This window comes from Bacillus sp. mrc49 (assembly GCF_002803435.1).
This window is the reverse complement of sequence record NZ_PHNG01000691.1, coordinates 88,216-111,790: the sequence shown is the minus strand read 5'-3', so window position 1 is coordinate 111,790 and position 23,575 is coordinate 88,216. Positions and strand designations below refer to the sequence as shown.

The 23,575-nt window shown below is 44.6% G+C and carries 17 protein-coding genes and 1 riboswitch; of the genes, 15 read left to right on the top strand and 2 right to left on the bottom strand.

What is annotated here, in order from left to right; translation table 11 throughout:
• The 9 genes from yjfF to CVN76_RS14715 form a co-directional block, all read left to right on the top strand.
• Window positions 1–913, top strand: a 913-nt coding sequence (yjfF, locus tag CVN76_RS14755) for a galactofuranose ABC transporter, permease protein YjfF (protein ID WP_100531893.1), incomplete at its 5' end; no start/stop codon positions are given.
• Between the two features lie 400 nt (window positions 914–1,313).
• Window positions 1,314–4,691 carry a PA14 domain-containing protein gene (locus CVN76_RS14750; RefSeq protein WP_100531892.1) on the top strand — a complete coding sequence of 1,126 codons (3,378 nt, stop codon included), beginning with the start codon at window positions 1,314–1,316 and terminating at the stop codon, window positions 4,689–4,691.
• Window positions 4,692–4,944: 253 nt separating this feature from the next.
• Entirely contained in the window at window positions 4,945–6,441 is a 1,497-nt protein-coding gene (locus CVN76_RS14745) for a UDP-glucose--hexose-1-phosphate uridylyltransferase (protein ID WP_100531891.1), read from the top strand.
• 30 nt (window positions 6,442–6,471) lie between these two features.
• Entirely contained in the window at window positions 6,472–7,674 is a 1,203-nt protein-coding gene (locus tag CVN76_RS14740) for a galactokinase (RefSeq protein ID WP_100531890.1), read from the top strand.
• Window positions 7,675–8,083: 409 nt separating this feature from the next.
• Window positions 8,084–8,680, top strand: a complete 597-nt coding sequence (locus tag CVN76_RS14735; protein ID WP_100531889.1) for a TlpA family protein disulfide reductase — start codon at window positions 8,084–8,086, stop codon at window positions 8,678–8,680.
• Between the two features lie 124 nt (window positions 8,681–8,804).
• Window positions 8,805–12,308, top strand: a complete 3,504-nt coding sequence (locus CVN76_RS14730; protein WP_198512563.1) for a family 16 glycoside hydrolase — start codon at window positions 8,805–8,807, stop codon at window positions 12,306–12,308.
• 192 nt (window positions 12,309–12,500) lie between these two features.
• Window positions 12,501–12,579: riboswitch (ZMP/ZTP riboswitch) on the top strand.
• Between the two features lie 147 nt (window positions 12,580–12,726).
• Complete coding sequence (locus tag CVN76_RS14725; RefSeq protein WP_100531887.1) at window positions 12,727–13,926, top strand: phosphoglycerate dehydrogenase; 1,200 nt, start codon at window positions 12,727–12,729, stop codon at window positions 13,924–13,926.
• 361 nt (window positions 13,927–14,287) lie between these two features.
• Window positions 14,288–15,349: a M4 family metallopeptidase gene (locus CVN76_RS14720; protein ID WP_100531886.1), complete on the top strand. Its 1,062-nt coding sequence runs from the start codon at window positions 14,288–14,290 to the stop codon at window positions 15,347–15,349.
• 33 nt (window positions 15,350–15,382) lie between these two features.
• Window positions 15,383–15,703 (top strand): protealysin inhibitor emfourin, encoded by a 321-nt coding sequence (locus CVN76_RS14715; RefSeq protein ID WP_061140790.1) that lies wholly within the window; start codon window positions 15,383–15,385, stop codon window positions 15,701–15,703.
• A 50-nt stretch (window positions 15,704–15,753) separates the two neighbouring features.
• Here the strand turns inward: CVN76_RS14715 and CVN76_RS14710 are convergent, their stop codons facing one another.
• A complete protein-coding gene (locus CVN76_RS14710) occupies window positions 15,754–16,284 on the bottom strand; it encodes a DUF4309 domain-containing protein (protein ID WP_232732245.1) in 531 nt (176 codons plus the stop codon).
• Between the two features lie 524 nt (window positions 16,285–16,808).
• On the opposite strand from CVN76_RS14710, the gene CVN76_RS14705 reads away from it, so the two are divergent.
• The 3 genes from CVN76_RS14705 to CVN76_RS14695 all read left to right on the top strand — a co-directional run bounded on the left by CVN76_RS14705 (window position 16,809) and on the right by CVN76_RS14695 (window position 19,635).
• Window positions 16,809–17,909 carry a DNA sulfur modification protein DndB gene (locus CVN76_RS14705; protein ID WP_100531884.1) on the top strand — a complete coding sequence of 367 codons (1,101 nt, stop codon included), beginning with the start codon at window positions 16,809–16,811 and terminating at the stop codon, window positions 17,907–17,909.
• The gene (locus CVN76_RS14700) at window positions 17,896–18,927 is read left to right on the top strand and encodes a DNA sulfur modification protein DndB (protein WP_100531883.1); all 1,032 of its coding nucleotides are present in this window, start codon (window positions 17,896–17,898) and stop codon (window positions 18,925–18,927) included. The genes CVN76_RS14705 and CVN76_RS14700 overlap by 14 nt, the downstream gene beginning before the upstream one ends.
• 150 nt (window positions 18,928–19,077) lie before the next feature.
• Window positions 19,078–19,635 (top strand): competence protein ComK, encoded by a 558-nt coding sequence (locus tag CVN76_RS14695; protein ID WP_100531882.1) that lies wholly within the window; start codon window positions 19,078–19,080, stop codon window positions 19,633–19,635.
• Window positions 19,636–19,686: 51 nt separating this feature from the next.
• Here CVN76_RS14695 and CVN76_RS14690 read toward each other — a convergent pair whose 3' ends face one another.
• A complete protein-coding gene (locus CVN76_RS14690) occupies window positions 19,687–20,583 on the bottom strand; it encodes a LysR family transcriptional regulator (protein WP_100531881.1) in 897 nt (298 codons plus the stop codon).
• A 321-nt stretch (window positions 20,584–20,904) separates the two neighbouring features.
• On the opposite strand from CVN76_RS14690, the gene CVN76_RS14685 reads away from it, so the two are divergent.
• Genes CVN76_RS14685 through CVN76_RS14675 form a run of 3 tightly spaced genes read left to right on the top strand, consistent with a single transcriptional unit; the run spans window position 20,905 to window position 23,479 of the window.
• On the top strand, window positions 20,905–22,218 hold the full coding sequence (locus CVN76_RS14685) for a GntP family permease (RefSeq protein WP_100531880.1): 1,314 nt from the start codon (window positions 20,905–20,907) through the stop codon (window positions 22,216–22,218).
• Between the two features lie 36 nt (window positions 22,219–22,254).
• Entirely contained in the window at window positions 22,255–22,686 is a 432-nt protein-coding gene (locus CVN76_RS14680; protein ID WP_100531879.1) for a lipocalin-like domain-containing protein, read from the top strand.
• Window positions 22,687–22,723: 37 nt separating this feature from the next.
• Window positions 22,724–23,479 (top strand): 3-hydroxybutyrate dehydrogenase, encoded by a 756-nt coding sequence (locus CVN76_RS14675; protein ID WP_185113016.1) that lies wholly within the window; start codon window positions 22,724–22,726, stop codon window positions 23,477–23,479.
• The last annotated feature ends 96 nt before the right edge of the window (window positions 23,480–23,575 follow it).

Sequence of the window (23,575 nt, the reverse complement as noted above, 5' to 3'; positions counted from 1 at the left end):
TGATAATGCATACTTAATCATTGTAGCTACCGGTCTGGCCTTCGTCATCATTACTGGCGGGATCGACCTATCCGTCGGGGCCTTGGTTGCCTTCATCAGCATGGTTTCTGCCTCGTTGCTGGAAGCAGGCGTCAATGGGTATCTGGTGATGGCCCTTTCGTTACTGATTGGAATCGCCTTCGGTGCCTTCCAAGGCTATTTCATTTATCGTTTCGATCTCCATCCCTGGATCGTCACACTAGCGGGGATGTTCCTGGCAAGAGGTGCAAGCTTCCTCATCAGCACGGATAGCATCGTCATCACCAATGATACGTATAGTGCCATTTCGCAAGCGAAGGTCTATTTGATTGGCGATCATTACATTTCAATAGGGGCGGTCGTTGCCATCATGGTTGTGGCTTTTGCAGTTTATATCGCCAAATGGACGAGGTTTGGCCGCAATGTATATGCCATTGGCGGCAATGTCAAATCAGCTGCGTTAATGGGCTTGCCTGTTAAACGAACAACCATCCTGGTCTATGTTTTTTCAGGGTTTTGCTCGGCTTTGGGCGGCGTGGTATTTACCTTATATATGTTATCGGGATATGGTCTCCATTTATTGGGGATGGAAATGGATGCGATTGCAGCCTGTGTCATTGGCGGAATCCTTTTAACCGGGGGGTTTGGCTATTTAATCGGTCCGACACTGGGTGTAATGAGCATGGGGATCATTCAGACGATCATTATGTTTCAAGGTACACTCAGCTCGTGGTGGACAAAAATTGCAGTCGGGTTTTTACTGTTTGTATTCATTCTCCTCCAACGGCTCATCGTCATGAAAAGAAGGAAAAGGAAAGTCATTCGACTCAAGAAAGTACCTAGCCATGTAAAAGTCCAGTCTCCATCACAGTCAGTTTCAAGTGAATACAAGTAGGTGTTCGAATCAGCATCGTTCAGGAAGTCCCAATGCTCTATCATTGGGGCTTCTTTGCTTGTCGTTCCAATCGAGAGAAATGGCCGGCCTTCGCTGCGTTATTAACCGATGCTGCCAATGGACCTAGCACATGTCATCCACATTGGTGACACCGACCTATCTGTTGGATAACGATATGGGACCCCCGATGTGTTCAGGCGGATGGAGAAAAAACAATTATCTGAAAAGTGTAAAATGTAACTGCTTTTTACAAATAATTTTTCTTGAAGGCTTGGTAAAGTAGTAAGGGAAAGGAGTAGATATCGATGCATTAGTTGAGTGGTGTTTCGGATTATGGATTTGGAAGCGGTAACATAATGTTTTGGCAATGAACGTACTTAGGGGAGGGAAACATTTCATTATGAAGAAGACATTGATGGGTTGTTTATTCGTTAGTTCTATCGTGATCGGCGGCCTTAGTGGGTCACCTGCTTCAGCAGCCGGGGATGCTGATGATGGGAACCACGGGCTGAAAGGGGAGTATTATACTTCAACCAAAGCCGGAGTATTCGATTTCAATCAATTGAAAACGACAATAATGGATTACAATATCGACTTCTCGGACCTTAATCCAGCACTCCAGCAATTCACGGGGCAAAGTGATGCCGCAGCCGTGAGATGGACTGGGAAAATGATCCCTGAGCATTCGGAGGATTACACGTTTTATATGAAAGGCGACAACGGGTTCAGATTATGGATTGACGGAAAACTCGCCATCGATTTTTGGGAAGATAAATGGGACATTGAACAAAAAAGCAAGGAGATTGCGTTAGAAGCAGGCAAGGAATACGACATAAAAGTTGAATATTTCGAACATGAGGGCGGAGCGAATTTAAAACTATTATGGTCGAGCGACAGTGTGGCAAAACAGATCATCCCTAGCAGTGCCTTTTATTTGCCTGAAGACTATGAAATGGACGGGACGGTTCAATCTGCACAAGTCCTTGAAGATGGCAAACAAGTCGAGCTGACATTTGCAAACCCATTAGATAAATTGCCTCGAAATCTTAAAGATCATGTCGCTGTCAAATTGAACGGAAGAGATTGGGAAATTGAGGATGTCGCTTTTAAACAGGATAGTAAGTCTACTGTCGTCATTCACACTAAACAGCCTATTTACGAACGGACAGGCAATCAAGTCCTGATCACCTATGATGGAAAAGGTGCCTTGCGCTCGGGTGGGAAGGATGTTCCAGCCTTTTTGAATAGGGTGGAAAATCATTCACAATTCAACATTGAAACAAAATGGGCAGATAAGGTCAATAAGGAGAACGTGCTGCCAGAATATCCAAGACCCCAATTGGCCAGGAAAGATTGGCTGAATTTGAACGGCGAATGGGAATTCCAAAGTGCCGCTGAAGGAGATTCGCTGCCGACAGGGAAAAAATTAAAAGAGAAAATCCTCGTGCCTTTCCCAGTCGAATCAGCTTTATCCGATGTCGAGAGAATGGAAGAACATATGTGGTATAAACGTGATTTCACCTTACCGGATAAATGGAAGGGCGATCATATTAAATTGAATTTCGGAGCAGTCGATTGGAAATCCACCTTATATGTGAATGGGGAAAAGGTAGGGACCCACACAGGCGGGTATGATGCTTTCAGCTATGATATTACAAAGTATTTGGTGAAGGGAAAAAATGAACTGATCCTGGAAGTGCATGATCCAACTGGCGGCGGACAGGCGAGAGGTAAACAAACGCGTGTGCCAGAGGGGATTTGGTATACACCAGCATCAGGTATTTGGCAAACGGTATGGATCGAGCCCGTACCAAAGGCCAATATAGCTTCGTTGAAAACGACACCTGATATAGATTCCGAACAACTGAAATTAAAAGTAAACGCAGCCGGAGTGAAAAACGAAACCGTAGAGGCCATCGTCTATAAAAAAGGCAAAAAAGTGAGCACAGTAACGGGCAAGGTAGGCAAGGATATTGCCGTTCCTGTTCCCAATGCACGCCTTTGGACAACAAAGGATCCGTTTTTATATGACTTGGAAGTGCGTTTAAAAAAGAATGGCAAAACTGTTGATACAGTAAAAAGTTATTTCGGGATGCGGGAAATTACCATTGGCAAGGTAGATGGTAAGCTGCGTCCGTTAATCAATGGGGAATTTATATTCCAGATGGGGCCATTGGATCAAGGATACTGGCCAGATGGTAACTATACAGCCCCAACAGATGAGGCATTGAAATTCGACATTCGCAAGACAAAGGACCTTGGTTTCAATATGATCCGAAAACACATTAAAGTGGAGCCAGCCCGCTGGTATTACTGGGCAGACAAAATGGGCATGATCGTTTGGCAGGATATGCCGAGTCTAGAAGGCTCATCAGCTGGAGGAAAGGCTACTGCAGATGAAAGGAAGCAATATGAAAAAGAATTCAAGGAAATGATTCAAGAAAAGTACAACCACCCTTCCATTGTGCAATGGACCGTCTTCAACGAAGGATGGGGACAATATGACACGGTGCGTTTAACGAATTGGGTAAAAGGGCTTGATCCTACACGTGTCGTAACCAATGCAAGCGGCTGGACGGATTATCCTGTCGGGGATGTCATCGATTGGCACACCTATCCGAACCCAAGGTCACCGAATGTCGAGGAAGATAGAATTGCGGTCATTGGTGAGTATGGCGGTTTAGGATTGGATGCACCAGGCCATGAATGGGGTACAAGTGGCTGGAGCTATGCGAAGCAATCCAATAAGGAAGAAATTACGGATACGTACATCGAGTATATCGAATCATTAAAAGGATATATTCATGGCAACGGGTTAAGCGGGGCTGTTTATACGCAAACAACGGATGTTGAAGGTGAGCTTAACGGGTTGCTCACATATGACCGAAAAGTGACGAAAATGGATGCAAAAAGAGTGGCTGCGGCAAATCAGTCGCTAATAAAATCCGCTTCACCAAAATACGTATTAAAGGAAGAAATAGATAAAACGAAAGCGGTATTGAATAGCGCAAAAATGGGCAGCACGCCTGGAACCTATCCGAATACGGCAATCTTTTTCCTGAAGAAATCGATAAAAAATGCCGAGGCGGTCTATGACAATAAAAAATCTACATCTGAGGAATTCTTTAAGGCGGTAGATCAGTTGAAAAAGGATATCCAAAGCTTTAAATACGAGGTGAACTCACCGATTGCCAAAAAAGCGAAAGTGGACCAATTTGATGGTGAAGTGCTGGATAAAAAGTGGTCGGTGTTCAACGAAAGCCTGCCTAATTGGAGCTTGAAGGAAAATCCAAGTCACCTAACGATCACTGCCCAAGCTGGTGATTCATTTCAGGAAAGCAATACACTTAGTAACCTCTTCCTGCAGAAGGCTCCAGCAGGCGACTTTGAGATAACGACGAAAGTTCATGCAGCAAACAGGGATAACCATGAACAAGCAGGTCTTTATGTGTGGCAGGATCAGGATAATTACGTGAGGCTTGGTCATGTCTGGGACAATGGATTGAAACTGGAAACGGCAAAAGAAGAAGCGATGAAATACAGCAAAGCCCAAAATCCGGCATCACACCCTGGTGATGATACATTATTCCTGAAGATTAAAAGAGTTGGCGATGTCTACTCCACCTATTATTGGGTGAATGGGAAATGGGAGAAAGCGGCAGATCCGATTACTGCCAAGCTGAAGAATGTGAAAATCGGCATCTATGCAGCAAGTCCTGTCAGCGGGAAAAATGTGAAGGCGAATTTTGATTACTTCACTGTTCAGGATATTCAATAAGAGTTAGATAGACGCCCCATGTGAAACCGCATGGGGTTGAATAAATTAGTCAGCATTTCGAATCACTGGTGAAGGGAGACTCTTCAGAAACCTGGCGAGGTATCATGTGTTAGGAAGGAAATGTGCCAGTGCAGAACAAGGCCGAGTCACCTCATCGGGGGATATTTGAAATGTGTCGATCCTTAAATCACGGCAATTATTCGAGCGGTGATTTTAGAGGAATTTACAGTTATGGAAAACAGGGGTGTGGCCTGTGAATATCTATCCGGACATTCAAAGTTTACTGGAATACGGGAAGAACAGTGGGTTGTTTGCAAAAGAAGATGAAATATATGTGCGCAATCGGATTCTTTCCTTATTGCGCATTAGTGAATGGGAGGAAAGTGCAGCAAGATCACCAACCACCTCCCTCGATGTCATGCTGGATCGAATCATCGATTGGGCTTACGAGCATGGAGAGCTCAACGCAAATACATCGATCGAGCGTGATATTTTCGATACGGAAGTAATGAATTGCATGTTGGCGCGACCTTCTGAAGAAATACGCACCTTTTTTCTAAATTACGAACAAAGTCCGGAACAGGCGACTGGCCGCTTTTATGAAAGGTCGGTGGCGTCGAATTATATCCGTGCCGATCGAATTGCAAGAAATAAGCAGTGGAAGGCGGCGACTTCATACGGAGAGATGGATTTGACAATAAACCTGGCCAAACCGGAAAAAGTTCCGAAAGAAATCTCCTTAATGAAGGATTCCCAGGAAACAGCGTATCCAACGTGTCCTTTATGCATTGAAAATGAGGGATATCGTGGAACACTGCGCCATCCTGCGCGGGCGACACATAGGATCATTCCGATATCATTGAATGGTGAGGATTGGTATATACAATACTCTCCTTACGTTTATTATAACGAGCATTGCATCGTATTAAGAAAACAGCATATCCCGATGCAGATCACGCGGGCGACGTTCGACCGCCTCTTGGATTTCACGGAAAAGTTCCCCCATTATTTTATTGGCTCGAACGCAGACCTGCCGATCGTGGGCGGCTCCATATTAGCGCATGATCATTTTCAGGGCGGGAGTTATGTATTTGCCATCGAAAAAGCGGAAATCGAGGAAACGCTACGGCCATCGAGCCATCCTTTCGTAACAATGGGAATCGTCAAGTGGCCGATGTCGGTTATAAGGGTCTGTGGCAGCAAAGGGGATGTGGCGGATGTTTCGGAGCATATTTGGCGGAAGTGGCAGGAATACAGCGACATTTCCGTTGACATTTTGGCCTATACCGGCGAAACGCCCCATAACACGGTCACGCCGATCGCGAGACGACGCGGAGATTTATATGAAATGGACATAGTCCTAAGAAATAATCGGACATCCGCAGAACATGCCGATGGTATTTTCCACCCGTATCGCGAGCTCCATCATATTAAAAGGGAAAATATCGGATTAATTGAAGTAATGGGCCTTGCCGTTTTGCCGGGGCGCTTGGCTTTGGAGCTGGAACAATTAGGCGAGCGCTTAATCACCCCGGCCAAACGGACCGAATGGGAAGACACGCTCCTCAAGCACTGGGATTGGTACAAGGAAATCCAACAGAAATATGACAACATCACGACGGGAAATGTCATGGGAATATTGGAAATCGAGGTAGGTCACAGGTTTCAAAAGATTCTTGAGCATGCCGGTGTATTTAAACGAACGGAAGAAGGAAAGCATGCTTTTTCAAACTTTTTAAAAACACTCTAACAACAATGGATGGAAGGTAGGTTATGAATTATGGATGCAAAAGAATTAAGAGGAAAGTTTGCTGAAAGTTTTGGCTACGAGGCAGATGTCCGGACTTTTTTTGCTCCGGGCCGGGTCAATTTCATTGGGGAGCATACCGATTATAACGGTGGCTACGTCCTTCCGGCCGCCTTGACGTTCGGAACATGGGCGGCTGTATCCAGGCGTGACGATGGCGTATACCGCTTTCGCTCGACGAATTTTGAAATGCAGCTGGAGTGCGGCGTTCATGAGCTGGTTTATAAAAAAGAAGATGATTGGGCGAACTATCCAAAAGGTGTATTACATGAATTGATCCAGTTAGCCGGTACGGAAAGTTCCAAGCACTACCATGGTGCCGACATTCTATATCATGGCAATATTCCCAACGGAGCCGGCCTCTCTTCGTCTGCATCGATTGAATTGGTGACTGGACTTGCATTAAGCAAATTGGCAGGCTTTAATATTCGGATGATCGAGTTAGTAAAATTGGCACAGCGCGCCGAAAACAATTTTGTCGGGGTAAACTGTGGAATCATGGACCAATTTGCTGTTGGCATGGGGAAAGAAGGCCAAGCATTGGCTTTAAAGTGCGATACACTTGAATACCGTTATATCCCGGTTAATTGCGACGGATATAAGATTATCATCACCAACACGAATAAACGGCGGGGACTGGCCGATTCAAAATATAACGAACGCCGTAGCGAGTGCGAACAAGGTCTGGAAATGATAAAAAAAGTAATGCCGCATGTGCAGGCTTTAGGCGATCTTCGCTCTGATGAATGGGAAAAGGTCAGGCATGTGATAAAAGATCATGTTATTGGCCGGAGGGTAGAACATGTAATTACGGAGAATGAACGAGTTTTAGCAGCCATGAAGGTACTTGAAGCAAATGATTTAAAAGAGTTTGGTGAATTGATGATAGCATCGCATGAGTCGCTCCGGGATTTATATGAAGTAACAGGTATCGAGCTTGACACCATTTTTGAGGAAGCGTCAAAAATTGACGGCTGCATCGGTACGTGCATGACAGGTGCGGGATTCGGCGGATGCACCGTCAGCCTTGTAAAAGAAGGAGCCATCGATATGTTCAAAGAAAACGTGGCTGAAAATTATACAGTGAAAACAGGCCTTGTGCCAGCGTTCTACATTTGTGAAATCGGCGGCGGGGCAAAAGAAAAGCATGAGGAAGAGAAGCAAAGCCAATTGTAGCGAAAGATGGTAATGGCTAGACGCCATCCAGCCGGCTTACCGTATGGAAGCGAAGCCGAGATGCGAGGAAAAGCAGTAAACCAGGTAAAATAAGAGCTTCATAGTGAACCCTTTTCGCAAACAACTAGATCATCCGTAAAGGTGGAAGAAGTTGAGTGCAAGCCTCGTTCATTCTATTAGATAGGAAATGTCGAACCTTCGCACCCCTTACCGAACAAGTAGGGGGTGCTGAAAATGATAGTCGCGTCAAGCGTTCCTCCTCTTTCGTTTACACAGCCAAACATGGGCTTTTTTTATGCGGAAAATCATAAAAATTCTATGTTTATTGTAAATACTTACAGAAGGTAACCATTTATGATGGATGTAATTGATTGCACTGCCATTATTAGCGGGCGAAGGAAGGTTTTTTATGAAGAAAAACGTATGGCTATATATTGCTCTCTTACTCGTTGCATGCTTTGCTGGCTTCCAGGCTGTAAATAATTTGACAGCCACCAAGGCAGAAGTAGGCGAGTCTCATGGTTTAGATGCCGAGGGCTTGGAAAAAATCGTGAATCGGGCCAATTCCGGACAAAAAAGAAAATCAACAAATGTCAAAGCACCCTCATTTACACTGAAAGCATGGGATGGCTCCGAGTATGTGTCAATCGGAGGAAAAGGAAAAAAACCGGTCGTCTTGAATTTTTGGGCGAGCTGGTGTGATGCCTGCTCGGTCGAAGCTGTGGAGCTTAAGAAGCTTCATGAGCAGTATAAGGACCAGATCGATTTCTATGGAATTAATGTGACAACGGAGGAACAGCCCGAAAATATTAAAGCTTTCGTTACGGAAAATGAACTAAAATACCCTATTTTGCTAGATGAGCATAAACACGCGGCCGATCTTTACGAGCTGCATTCGCTCCCCACCATGTTCTTGATTGATAAAGACGGTTATGTTGTTGATACCTTCCACCTTGTCGATCAGCTTGAGCTGGCAGAGAAGATCGAACGTCTCGCAGGGAAGTGAATGGCCCAACTCTAACAAAGGAGGTGAGCGATATGAGGAAAATCTACATAAGCGGAGGGGGCTAAGCTATGTCGATAAAAGTGAAAGAGTTGAATATTATTACATTCATAGTGAGGTGGAATCATTGAAAGGAAAATTAACGATCGTTCAGCTTCTTATTCTGACTTTATTCATATCGTGTGCGTTCCCCTTTTCGACGCAAGCGGCCATACCGAAAAAACATGAAATACCCGATTATTTCGCGGATCATTTCGATAAAACGATAATTAATGATAAATGGAATGTAATCGAGGGTCCATGGTCTATCGATTCAGGCAAGCTGACTGTCAGTAAGGGTGCGGGATATAAGGCCATCGCCAATCAGACATCCGTTCAAGATGTTACGGTTGAGACCGATATCAGCCTCGCGGATCACAATGGAGATGCCGGGGTATTATTCCGGGTTAACGGTGCCGTGCCCGGCGTTGATAATGTCAAGGGCTACTATGCGGGCATATCGGCAAACGGATCCGGTTCCGTGTTTCTCGGTCGTATGGACAATAATTTTACCGAATTGAAACGGACGGCGGTTACAATTGAACCAAAAACCTCCTATCAGGTAAAAGTGATAGCCGTTGGCAGCAAAATCCAAGTCTACTTGAATGGTGACCTGGTGCTTGAACAAACCGACAGCACATACAAAGATGGCAGTATCGGCATTAGGAGTTACAACTCCGAGCCTTTCTTCGATAACGTCAAGGCAAGTGTCCCGGACGGCAGCAGCCTATTCCTGGATAAGTTCGACAATGCTCCAAATCAGGCCATCCATTCTTGGAATATCTTGAATGGAAGCTGGCAGCTATCCTCAGGATCCTTAAGGGTAAATAAGGATGAAAACAATAAGATCATTGCTAAGGATAAGGTGTTCGATGATATGACTTTGGAGGTTAACCTGAAAATACCTGCCGATACAGAAAAGGGAGATGCCGGTCTGTTATTCGGGTTGAAGAAAGTGTACCCTGGAGATGCCAAAGCAAACGGCTTTTATGCAGCAATCGGAGGGGATGGCAACGTTACGCTTAATGAATGGAAACATAATAAGCGATTGGTACTGCAGTCAACGAAGGCGTTTGATCGCATCGAAGCGAATAAGCCTTATCATCTGAAAGTTGTAACAAGCAAAAATACGATTAAGGTCTACGTGAACGATACAGTCACTCCGGTGATCGAATATAGCGATAAAGGCAGGGCGCTTAACGTTAAAGGTGGAGTCGGATTGCAAGCTGACCAAGCCGAAGTGTCTTTTGATAACTTCATTGCCAGCGCATATGTCGTACAGGAAAGAACCTACAAAAAACCGGTCTCCAACAAAAAACCGCTCATTGAGACGCCATTTACCCCGCTGCCCCTAGGTTCGGTGCAGGCCAAAGGCTGGCTGCTCGAGCAGCTTGAGCTTCAGCGTGATGGAGCTACCGGCCATGCAGAGGATTTGTATGGTGAATTGGGAACGAATGCAGCATGGCTTGGCGGCAGTGCCCCGGAATCCGATTGGGAGCGGCCTGTTTATTATTTGAAAGGCTTGGTTCCACTTGCTTATACGTTGAATGACCAGGAACTGATTGCCACCTCGCAAAAGTGGATCAACGCCATTTTGGCGAGTCAGCGGAAGGACGGATCGTTCGGTCCTGAATCCAATGATGATTGGTGGCCGCGCATGGTTGCTCTATATGCGATGAAGGATTATTACGAAGCGTCAGGAGATAAGCGCGTCCTTCCATTCATGACGAACTATTTCAAGTATCAAGCCGCCAATTTGCCGGCACAGCCCCTAAAGGATTGGGGCAAAATCCGGGTTGGAGATAATATCGATACCGTCCTATGGCTTTATAACCGAACGAATGAGGCATTCCTGCTGAAGCTGACGGATACGCTTGCAGGGCAGGCCTACCCGATTGCGGACATATTCAGCAAAAATGAATTTCAAGACTTTGGCAGCGATTTTCAGCCGATCCATTCGGTCAATGTGAATGAAGCCATTAAAATGCCTTCCATTTACTATCAACGATCACATTCCAAAAGCGATCGGAAGGCTTTCAATGCCGGAGTCAAAAATTTAGATAATCATAATCAGATTACCGGCATGACCTCAGGTACGGAAATGCTAGCTGGAACTTCTTCCACACAGGGAGTGGAGCTTTGTGCGATTACAGAGCGGATGCAAAGTAACGAGGAAGCGGCGATGATCCTTGGCGATCCGCAAATTGGTGATGACCTGGAAAAAATAACTTTCAATTCCCTTCCAGGCGCGATGGATAAGGAAATCAAGAACCATCAATATTATTCACTGCCCAATCAAGTGGAGAGCAACCATGCAGATCATGGATTTAAGCAAAACTATTCCAATGGCATGATGCCTTCGCCGACTTCGGGTTATCCTTGCTGCCGCTTCAATATGCACATGGGATGGCCATACTTCGTGAAGAATATGTGGGCAGCATCTGCAGATGGGGGCATTGGAGTCATTGCGTATGGACCGAGCCAGGTATCTGTAAGACTGAAAAAAGCGGACATTACCATCAAGGAGAGTACCAATTATCCTTTTGAAGATAAAATCAAATTTAACATCAACACCTCAAGAACGGTGAAGTTCCCACTCAAGCTACGCATTCCCGCGTGGTCGGTGCAGCCTAGCATAACGGTGAACGGAGAGCCTGTTAAAGGTATAAAAGCGGGTGAGTATGTAAGTATCGATAGAAAGTGGCAGAGCGGTGATAAAGTGGTTCTGCAAGTACCGATGAAATTAAAAACAACAACATGGATCAATAATTCGATCGGAATTGAACGCGGTCCGCTCGTGTATTCCCTGAAAATGAAGGAAAATTGGCAGGTTAAAGACAAGCCGATTGCCCCAACGCCAGGTTTCGATGCATCTGCTTTAGGCTTTAATGAGTATACGGTGAAAGCTGATAACTCATGGAATTACGGCTTGCTCATTGATCGCGAGCATCCCGAGAAATCCATTGATGTGGTTACAGGGCCGATGCCAAAGAATCCATTCAAACAAGCGACGACCCCTGTTAAGTTGGTGGCGAAAGGTAAAAAAATTCCGACATGGGGCAAATCCCCCAATAATGTGGAAGCCGCAGAGCCGCCTGTAGGACCGATTTTCTCTAAGGAACCGACTGAAAACATTACGCTTGTGCCTTATGGAGCACAGAACCTGCGCATCACCTATTTCCCTGAAGTGACCGAGAAATTGACGGATACGGGTGCTGCAAAATATGAAGCGGAGAAAGCTGAACTTTCTCATGCATCGATAAGGACGAACGAACCCAATGCCTCGGAAGGGAGCTATGTAGGGGGGATGGATTTTGCCGACAGCCGTGTGAACTTCAATTCTGTCGATGTTCCTAAAACAGGTAAATATAACGTCGATATTTGGTTTGCCAATGGACTTGATCCCTCCACGGGAAAAATCATCGTCAACGGTAAAACACACGTATTGAAATACCAAAATACACGTAATTGGGGACGCTTCATGGCAACCAAATTGGAAGTGCCATTGAAAAAAGGCACAAACACGATCACATTCATGAAGGAAGAAGGGTTTTATGAATTGGATTATATCGTGGTTAGGCCGCAGCAATGAAGTGGTCGTTCATTCTAGCAGTGCACACCAATAAAATCGATTAATGAAAGGACCCGGTGATTCCAACACTGGGTCCTTTTCATAAGTGCCGCCCTTCTTGGCATGTTTTACAAAATTCAAATGAATGGAATGAAAAAAAATAAACTTTAAATTGAAGATTGCTGAATAATTTGATAAAATAAAATAAATGAAAAGACTATGTGCAACTGGCGAAACACGGATAACCGTGAGGGAACACATAGTGTCGTAGCCGTTCGCCTGGGCAGAGGTAAGGGATTATATCCCTTGCCTCTTTCTGTTTATTATCAGACAATAGTGAAGTCTAAAGGAATACAGATTTTCATGAACTTGGATAGCAGTTAGGCTTGAAATCTTGTTATCATCAAAACTATCATAATTGAAAAGAGGAGCAAACGACATGAGTACAATCACTTTAGAAAAAGCGAAAACGATCAAAACGTTAAATAATATTGCACAAAGCGGGTTAAATGTATTCAATAAAGATGGCTTTACGATTGATAATGACAGTGAAAACCCTGATGCCATCGTTGTTCGCAGCTTTAATATGCATGCAATGGAATTGGGTGCCGATTTGAAAGCAATCGCAAGGGCAGGGGCGGGAGTCAATAATATTCCGGTCGACAAATGCACGGACCAAGGGATTGTTGTTTTCAATACTCCTGGTGCGAATGCCAACGCAGTAAAAGAAATGGTATTGACATCATTGATGGCCTCATCTCGTAATCTCTTTGCCGGTGTTGCCTGGACAAAGACGCTGGATGGTGAAGGAGAACAAATTCCAAAGCTTGTAGAAGCAGGAAAGAAGCAATTTGTCGGTAAAGAAATCAAAGGTAAGACGCTAGGTGTCATCGGCTTGGGAGCGATCGGTGCGCTTGTAGCGAATGATGCACTTGATTTGGACATGGATGTCATCGGGTTTGACCCGTTCATATCTGTCGATACAGCCTGGAATCTATCCCGCAATGTACAGCGCGCGATGACGCTTGAACAGTTGTATGCTGAATCAGATTACATAACTGTACATGTTCCATTGACTGATGATACAAGAGGAATGTTCAACCAGGATACATTTAGCATCATGAAGCCGGGCGTTCATATTTTGAACTTCTCACGCGGTGAGCTTGTGAATGAAACCGATATGCAAGCGGCTCTTGAAGGAGGACAAGTCGGTCAGTTCATTACAGACTTCCCGAATGAAAATGTGCTGAACATGAAAAACGTCGTGCCGATCCCCCATCTTGGCGCTTCTACGCAAGAATCGGAGGAAAACTGTGCCATTATGGCCGCTCGTCAGGTGAAGAGCTTTTTAGAAACAGGGAACATTAAAAACTCCGTGAATTTTCCTAATACATCCCTTCCTTATACAGGTAAGAGACGTGTGGCAGTATTCCACGAGAATGTTCCTAATATGGTCGGGCAAATCACATTGGCTGTTTCAAGCTTGCATTTGAATATAGCTGACATGGTTAACAGAAGCCGAGGCGGCTATGCGTATACGATGATCGACCTTGACGGTGAAGTGAGTGGCGACCTCATTCCTGGTTTGGAGGAAAAAATCAAGCAAATCACGGGTATCGTTACGACTCGCATCATTTAAACATACATGAATGGCAGGAAGAGCTGATTGAAGTCTTTCTGCTCAGGTGAAAAGAGTCAGTGAGGGCCTCAATTCCTTTTTTAGGAATTGAGGCTTTTTTATATGTCGCTAAGGGTGGTGCAGCAGGAAAGAATAATAGGAGACTCATATTTTACCTGGAATTGCCGAGTTGGAAAGGGAGGGATATGACATAAGCGTGGCGAAAGTAATCTGTAGACATGTGCTGCACTTGAAGCGAGCACCCGGACAATAAGGCTTAACCTTAAAGGAATGATGTTGAAGGCTGGGCGCGTTAAGAAAAGCTGCACTCTTCAAAAAGAAACGGATATCGTTTTAAAAAAATCATGAAGGAGTGTCTAGTATGCACAAAAAAGGTTGTTCAAAATCGGTGTGCCAGTGTTTCATAGTACCTAACTATATTTTAGAGAATATGGCCCTGAATGATGTGGAAGCGGCACGGGTCAGTTTAGCGAAAAGCCGGCAAATGCGCAGGCGCAGAATCTTTAAGGAATTTGATATCAAAGGTGTCACCGCTTTAACCGATGCTGGTTCGGGCCGGCATGGTGAGTCGGCACGGCATGTATATGATTGCAAGGGCGGAACGAAGCTGAGGGTGAATGAGGCAAGGAAAGAAGGGGACCGGTCAGGCGGTGACCATGTGGTTAACCAAGCATACGATTATAGTGGAGTCGTCCGTGATTATTTCAAGGATGTCCTGCACCGCAATTCCATGGATAACGAGGGCCTTGATCTCATTCTGAACGTTCATTATGGGAATAAATTCACGAATGCCTACTGGGATGGCGATGAAATGGTATTTGGTGATGGCGATGGAATCATCTTTAGCAATTTTGCCGATTCACTCGATGTCATTGGTCACGAGCTTACACATGGGGTAACGCAGTTCACGAGCGGATTGGAGTATGAAGGTCAGTCAGGGGCCTTGAATGAACATCTTTCAGATGTGTTCGGTGTTACCATAAAGCAATATCATTTGAAGCAAACGGCGGCAGATGCCGATTGGCTGATTGGTGCCGATATAATGGGACCCACACTGAAGGGACAGGCGCTCCGTTCGATGAAAGCACCAGGTACGGCATTCAATAATAAGTTGATGGGTAAGGATTTGCAGCCGGATCATATGAGGAATTTTTATAAAGGCGAGCGCGATAATCATGGTGTCCACATCAACAGCGGGATACCAAACAAGGCCTTCTATCTTGTCTCGATGGAGATTGGAACGGACAAAGCAGCCTTGATCTGGTTCGATGCGATGCAGAATTTATTTGCGACAGCGAATTTCAATCAATTCGTCCAAGTTGTCATCAAGGCTGCCCAAAAGCTTGCTGATGGCGGAACAGTGCCTCATACAGCGATAAAAACGATTGAAGACGCATTTAAAACTGTTGGGCTGCCTGAGTAGGTAAATAGAAACGAACGGGAGGCAAAAACGGACATGCTCATCCAATTTAGCTGTGGCGGGGGAATGGCCAACCTCGATTTGAATGTGGTAATAGATACAGAAGAATTACCGCAGGGGAAACATGAGGAATTGCAGCATTTAATGGAAAAGGCCGATCTTTCCAACCTATCCTTAAGTAAAATCGCTGGGGCAAAAGCTCAAGGAGCGGATGCGTTTTCATACAAGCTGGATATCGCGGGGGAAACGAAGAAGCAATCCTTCTCCTTTACAGATGTGACAGCTCCAGAGAAGGTACGGCCATTATTGGATTATTTACGTAATTTGGCGATTGAAGTGAAGCTAGCGGAAGAATAACGAAAGGCTGCCGGGATTCCACGGCAGCCTTCTTCTATTTTACTTGCTCCTTATTTACTAGATTCATCCGCCGGTTCAACTGTATACATATTCAATATAGGGTTAGGGTTATTCCAGGCACTTTCAAACACGAAAATGATCTTATAATTCTCGTTATCCGTATAAGTGACATAGTACATCCCCTCTTGCTCCTTTGCACGATCAGGCTCTCCAAGCAAATTCTTTAACTCCAATAAATGAATCGTTTGCAGCTGCGGACTAAAATCATCAATGGCCGTGATCGTTTTTCTGCTTGTTGACCCGTCATAGAGGAAACGAACATGATGGCTCCAATAATTGGCTGCAACTGTACTTAGATCTTCCGGTTTGCCCCATGATTTTTCTGCTTTTTTCAACGAATCACCAACAGAAAAAGGTCTGCTGTTAATCGACTGCTGAGATTCAGAGGCTACCCTCATGATTTTGCCAATCAAACGATCAGGAGCGGACCTCGCCGTTTCTGAAGCTGCATGGACACTTCCACCGCTAAACATGACAGCCACAAGGATTAACATGGTGATGCAACGGACATAACCACTCATGTGTTTCAAGCTTGAACACCCTTTCTGCAATTGAAATTGACGAATTACTTAAATAGCATACGCCATTTTCCTGAAAAAAGAACACTCGTGCAGCACCTGCACATGTTGCTGGCATGATGGGATGAAATCCTTCAGGAAACGGCATGTACAAGCTTAGATGATTCCTTTTATGAAAGGAAGGATGATTACAAAGGCACAGTCCGACTCAAATTCCATTACAGATCAAACTTTATTTTTTGGTGTGGTGATTTCTTTACAAAAATGTCATCTTTTTTTACTTTTTGGCATGATATTCGCTATTAATTCACAAAATGGACACAAACTATTCACAAAATTAGGGTGGTAATGATTTAGATAGAAAAGGAAATTCAATATTATATCTTTTAAGTGAAAATTTGTAAAGGGTAAACCAGTCCAATAGATCATTGAGTCACAAAAAGGAATGAATTTTAGAAGTGCAAAAATGAGAGTAGTTTTACAAAAAATGCTTAAAATAGGATAATGGTCGCAGAGAGGTGATAATCATGACATATCAGGAAATGAAAGTGTCGATTTCAGGAAACAGTTTTACCCAATTCGGGAAGAGAATATTAATCTCACAAATTCAATTCTCGACATTGGAGGCCATTTTCGAGGTCGATGAGTCGGTTCAAAGGAAGCTCGATCATAAACGAAGGGCGGAAATCAGGGAGTTCATCATGGAATCCGTTTCCGAAGGGGATTTCTACTTCTCGCCGTTCATTTTCTCGAGCAGGGGAGCGATCAAAGAAGTGCCCGAGGGCGGGGAACTGCCGCCAGGAAGTAAAATCTATATACTGGATGGCCAGCACAGAACGTATGCCCTCATTTCGGCCATCAGTCATTTAAGGGCACGCAAGGAAACGGAGGAAGAAATCGGTCACTTCTCCGAGGCAAAAAAGCTTCAAAGCCAAATTGATAAGCTAAAGACCTACCCCGTCACGATTCAAATTTATTTAAACCTCGAAACGAAAGAAGAAAGACAGCTATTCAATGATATCAATACGAAGCGAAAAGAGCCGCATGTCGGCTTGGTGATGAAATACGACCAGCGCGATGAATATGCTGAACTGACAAGAATCATCGCCGGAAAATTGGAAAGCAAGATGGAGATAGAGACTACGTTGTCCAGAATAACAGTGAGCAGTTCCGCCTTGACCTCGCTGACGATCATGAGGCGCTGTCTCATCGCTTTATTCGAAGGGAAGTTGACCGTCAACACCAGTAAAGCCAAGCTTGAAGAGCTCTCAAAGGACGAAATCCTTACGGTTGCCCATGCATTTTTCGAAGCATGGCTGGAAATCTTTCCGAAGAAGATGACAGACCGGAAGACATTCACTTCAGGCTATTCCGGCATTCAGATAGCCCTTGCCCAAACAACCCAGCAGCTTCACAAACATCATGAAATCCCCTATGAAGAAGCAATCGATCACCTGCTGCGGCTGAAGACGTCCTGCACTTGGAAGCATGGTGACGAACTGTTTTCACACATCTACGACCCCGTAAAAAAAAGAGTCAAAAACCATTCCACCACGAACGCCATCCAGAAAACGGCTCTCCAGTTCAAACGGAAAATCGAAGGAGGATGGATCCATGATACTAAGTGAATTGGACCGGAAGCGAAGGACGATTGTCTCCTATTCGGTCATGGAACTGGTCGACATGTATCGCAATGGTCAAATCGCCACAAGGGAAACGAACCAGCCGCGCATCCGATCTATCAAGAATTATCTTTTGGAAAATGCATTAACGAAACAAATCTACCTGCCTCCGCTCGTTGCCAATTGCAGGGAAGGAACCCTCGCCATAAAAGAAGCCAATCAGCTCTCGATCATCGATGGAACTCAACGAATAGCGGCCTTCGCCCAATTGGAGGACAGTATCCTTAAAGCATTAAAGAAGGATGAAGAGAAAGTTAAACAAGCATACAAACTCGATTCAATCATGAAGGACACCTCAATTGCCGTCCAGGTATTCGAAGGGCTTACAGAGGCGGAGGAATCACAGTTATATTTGGATCTTAATCTAAAAGGCAAGAAAGTGGCCCTATCGAAACGAATTTCATTCGACTCGCGAAACAACCTCAATGTCATCACCAATCAGGTGCTTCATACCCACCAAGCATTAAAAACAGCCGGTGTCGAATTCGAAAAACGTTCCATCAACCGTCCGGCAAACAAGAACCTGCTTTCCCTATCGCAGCTAAGGCAGGTCATCGGCATCTTCATGACGGGCAGGGTATACGTAAACATTGAAGAGAAGGTATCTTCCTGCCCGCTTGCAAACAGCGAATACATTACCCTCGTTCATCTATATTTTAATGAACTATTCGAATTGTTCCCGCCTGAACGAATGGGGGATCACGCGCAATGCATGCTCGCCAGCTATCCGCTTTTCGTTGCGGTTGCCTTATATGCGAATGATAAGATGGAAAACCAGACTATCGAACAAAGAAAACGGTTGATTTCCACAAGGATGTCAAAGCTGAAAGCGGTGGACTGGAGGCCGGCGAATCCGATTTGGATGGAATTTAGCGGAACATATAAAGGCAGACCGTCCGTATTTCAGCTAAGCAACGATAAACACAATATCAGAGCGATGGTTCGTTGGCTGTATACCCTTTAAGGGAGGTGAGGAAAATGTGAAGGAGCCAAAAAACCCCTAGGTGAGAAAGTCATGGGAGACAGTCACCTAAGGGCATCGAGCAGGCGTATACCTGACTCTATGTCTTAGTATACTCCTAAAAAATCATTATGGAAATGGGGAGTGAACGGAATGATGATACGAAAAAAATATGTAATGAATAAGGAAACCGTAGCGATGATGGAGCACTATGATTCGAATGGTGCGGAGCAGGCGATGGTGGTGGAAGGGGAAAACACGTTCCTTGTTGCACAGCCGCGCCTTGACATCCTCAATCATACGCTCAATCACTTTGGACTGGATCTTGATGGCGGCCTTGCAGGAGCCAAATCTGTGCTGGGCGGAAAGTACAGATTGCCAGTCTGCATCAACGCCCAGCTTGGCATGGTCTGGTTTTCCTCCCGCTCATTCCGATTAGGCGGGGGCGTCTGGTTTTCCTACATTCACGTCCATGACCTCGAGGAAATGAACGAAAAAGAAACCCTGGTCCATACAGGCTATGGACATTGCCTTCCTGTATCCTTAAGCAAAAATCAACTCATCTTCAAAAGGGACCAAGCATCCTATCTGCATACCACCTTCCACGAACGCTCTTTAGGCAAAAAAACCTTTTATTACGAGCCTGGAAGCGGAGTCACCTTTTGCAAGGAACCTGGGGAGCTGCATTACAGGGTGAAGCGGAAGGAATAATGAAATCCGAGACGAAGACCGCCGAATCGGCGGTCTTTTGCTTGCAATAATTCATTGGTCTTCCCTGTCTGCCAGTTTCGTTTTAATGAACTCAATCCACGTTCGGGTAGCGAAGGAGATGTAGTCCCCCTTTTTCCAGGCAATTCCCACTTGCCAGTTAATAGCGGGGGTTAGGGGAATCGTAATCATCTCCTTATTACTAATATCCATCTCTTCCAAGTCACCTTTGGGGAGGACCGTTATGCCTTGATTGAAGGAAACCATTTCCATGATGAACTTCCACTGCGAGGTTTCACAAATGATATTCGGTTCAAAGCCATTCAGACTGCAGGCCTGCATGATCAACTCATGAACCTCATAGCCTTCGCGAAAGATGATGAAGCTTTCATCCTTTAAATTTTCCCAGGAGACCGTTTCTTCTTTCGCAAGTCGATGGCTTTGATGAACAACAAGGCGTAAATCGCCTTTCATGAACGGAATGCTCTCAAAATCATCCTCGATGGGCAAAGGCATCACCACTAAATCAAGTTCACCTTGAAGTAAGGTATCCTTTAGATAAAGGGCGCCATCCTCGACGAAACGGACCGTGATGAAGGGATATTCTTTGTGGAATTGGGCCATCAGTTCAGAGAAAATCTCCGTGCCGAGTGTTGAAAAAATGCCCATTTTTATATTTCCCTTTTTACTATTCTTGATATCATCCAATTCATCATAAAAATGCTCAATGGATTGGGAAATGCGTTGGCCATATTGATAAAGTAATTTTCCTGTATCGGTCAGTTCGATTTTTCTGGTGGTTCGGGTTAATAGCTTAGCATCCAATTCTTTTTCTAAATCCTTGATGGATTTACTAATATTTGGCTGCGATAAAAATAAATGTTCAGCCGCTTTGGAAAAGCTGCCACGATTCACGACTTCGGTAAAATACTGTATTTGTTTGAAATCCATCTAAACACGCCCTTATTTATTACTAATACTTATATAACATATCATTATTATATATTTCACTTATATGTATGGGAATATTATATTTGAATAGTAGCGAGCTAAACGATTTATGAATCCAGTGGTTCGGGATTGGAAACAGTAAATTGATCATGTCTAAGGGGATATGAAAGGGTATGATTTTGAGCTGAACGGACCTACCATGAGGAAATGAACTCTTGGGCACTATCACTGGCAACCGAATGAACAGGTTCATTGGTGTTTTCTTCATGAATGTTCCATTGTGGCTTGCTGCTATTTCTTACAAAAAGGGGAAAACAAAGTATGGGTACAATCGGTATTTTAATTGCGATTGCTTTAATCGTCCTTATGGCAATGAAGGGCTTTAGCATCGTTTTTATTGCCCCGCTTGCCTCCATTATCGTCATCGTGACGAATGGCATGAATTTCTTTCCTTCTCTAATCGGAACTGAAACGTCATTCATGACAGGGCTGACAGGGTTTTTAATCAATTATTTTGGCGTATTTTTATTAGGTGCGATTTTAGCGCAATATATAGAGAAAAGCGGTGCGGCACAAGCAATCGCACAAAAGGTTTTATCCATCACTGGTACGGAAAAGCCCTTTTCCGTTTTAATTGCGATTTATGCGATCAGTGCGATTTTAACCTTTGGCGGCATCAGTTTATTTGTCGTCTTATTCGTCGTCATTCCTTTAGCGAAGCCATTATTCAAGCAACTGAATATCGGTTGGAATTTAGTCGTGATTCCCGTATTTCTGGGGATTGGAACATTCACGATGACGATGCTTCCCGGGACACCCTCGATTCAAAACGTCGTCCCAACGACATACCTCGGCACGACTTTAACAGCAGCGCCGTTAATGGGAATCGTTGCAACCTTGATTTCCATTGTCATCGGGGTCATTTATTTGAGGTATACATTGAAAAAAAGCTTGGCAAACGGTGAAACCTTTGAACCCTATGCAGAAAAGGATGAAGAAAAGATCATCTTAAAAGAAAAGATACCTTCTTTCATCATTAGTATTTTACCTATACTGGTACTGATCATCATTATCTTTACAGGCAGTGCCTTGAAGGTTGCCAATATCGTATTGATTGGCTTGGCGGCAGCGATAGTAGTTGCCGCTGCATTATTCCATAAATACATTCCCTCACACAAAGCGGCACTTAGCTTAGGTGCGAATGGCTCGATCACGCCGATTTTCTTTACGGCCGCGGCCGTAGCCTTTGGTGTCGTGATCACCATGGCACCAGGTTTCAAGTTGATTTCCGATTTCATATTAGGGATTCCGGGGAACCCATTGATTAGCTTATCAGTCGCCTCAGCGGCACTCGGCGCGATAACAGGCTCTTCATCAGGCGGCTTGGGGATTGCGATGGAAGCATTTGCGCAGTCCTATCTGGCGCTGGGAGTGAATGCGGAAGCGATGCATCGCATTTCAGCGATTGCCTCATCCGTATTTACAGCCCTCCCGCATGCAGGAGCTATCCTATCAATGTTCGCATTAACAGGCCTGAATCATAAAAACGCTTATAAATACTCATTTTATAGCACTACAATACCAAACTTCTTTGCGCTGATTGCCGCATTGATACTTGGGATCATTTTTTATTAAGACAAAAGGATATTCCAATGAAGGAGGTGATGAAGGATGGAGAAATCAATGCGTAAACAAGTGATCGGTACATGGGCATTGGTATCATACGAAACGCAAGATGCGGCCGGAAACACGATTTATCCATTGGGTAAGGATGCTAAAGGATTCATTATGTATAATCCAGATGGATATATGTCTGCGCAACTGATGGCATCTGGTCGCCCTGCTTACAAATCCGGGGATCTGCACACAGGGACACCGGAAGAAATGGCAGAAGCAGCACATGGGTACCTGGCTTATTCAGGTCCGTTTGAAGTGGATGAAGAAAAACAGGAGTTAACACATCATATGGATGTCAGCATGAATCCAACCTGGCTCGATCAAGCGCAGCCGCGGCTGGCGAAGATTGAAGGTGATCATGTGGTCATTTACAATGCTCTTCACCCAGAAGACAAGCTGATATGGAAAAAAGTGACGAAACACTGAGGATCAAACGAATATACGACAAAGGGAGATCGAGATCATGACTAACGAACGCACAGTAATCGTAACAGGGGCAGCACAAGGGATTGGGTACGCTATTGCAGAATCATTCATTAATAATGGCGATTTTGTAGCTATTTTCGATTTAAACGAAGCAGCAGCGATTAGTGCAGCTGAAAAACTAGGCAATGCAAAGGGCTATAAAGTAAACGTGGCTGACGAACCAAACGTTCAAGCGGCTGTTCAACAAGTCATCGCTGAACGCGGCACTGTAGATGTACTAGTCAATAATGCGGGACTTCAATTCATTTCTCCAGTGGAAGACTTCCCTGTTGAAAAATGGGATCTTGTCAATGATGTCATTCTAAAAGGAACGTTCTTATTGACCAAGCATGCGCTCCCAGCCATGCAAAAACAGAAAAAAGGACGCATCATCAATATCTCCTCAGCTCATGGCAGAATTCCTGATGCATACAAATCCGCTTATTGCGCCGCTAAGTTCGGCCAAGTTGGTTTTACGAAAGTAACCGCACTGGAAAATGCTTTGAAAGGAATCACCTGCAACACGATCATGCCTGGTCCCGTGCGCACGGAGCTAATTGAAAAACAACTGCCAATACTTGCAGAACAAGATGGAACGACCGTAGAAGAAGCACTGAACCATCATATCCTAGGCAAACAATGGATCAAACGCTTACTCGAACCATCTGAAATCGGCGCAACAGCCGTATTCCTAGCCTCAGATGGCGCCGCTGCCATCACAGGTGAAGAAATCGGTGTTGCAGGCGGAATTTAATGATCGATAAAAAAGGGAATGATTTCTTTTGAAATCATTCCCTTTTGTTATACCTGCATCTTCAACACTGAGTGCCGCTTATTGTTTCGTTTGCGA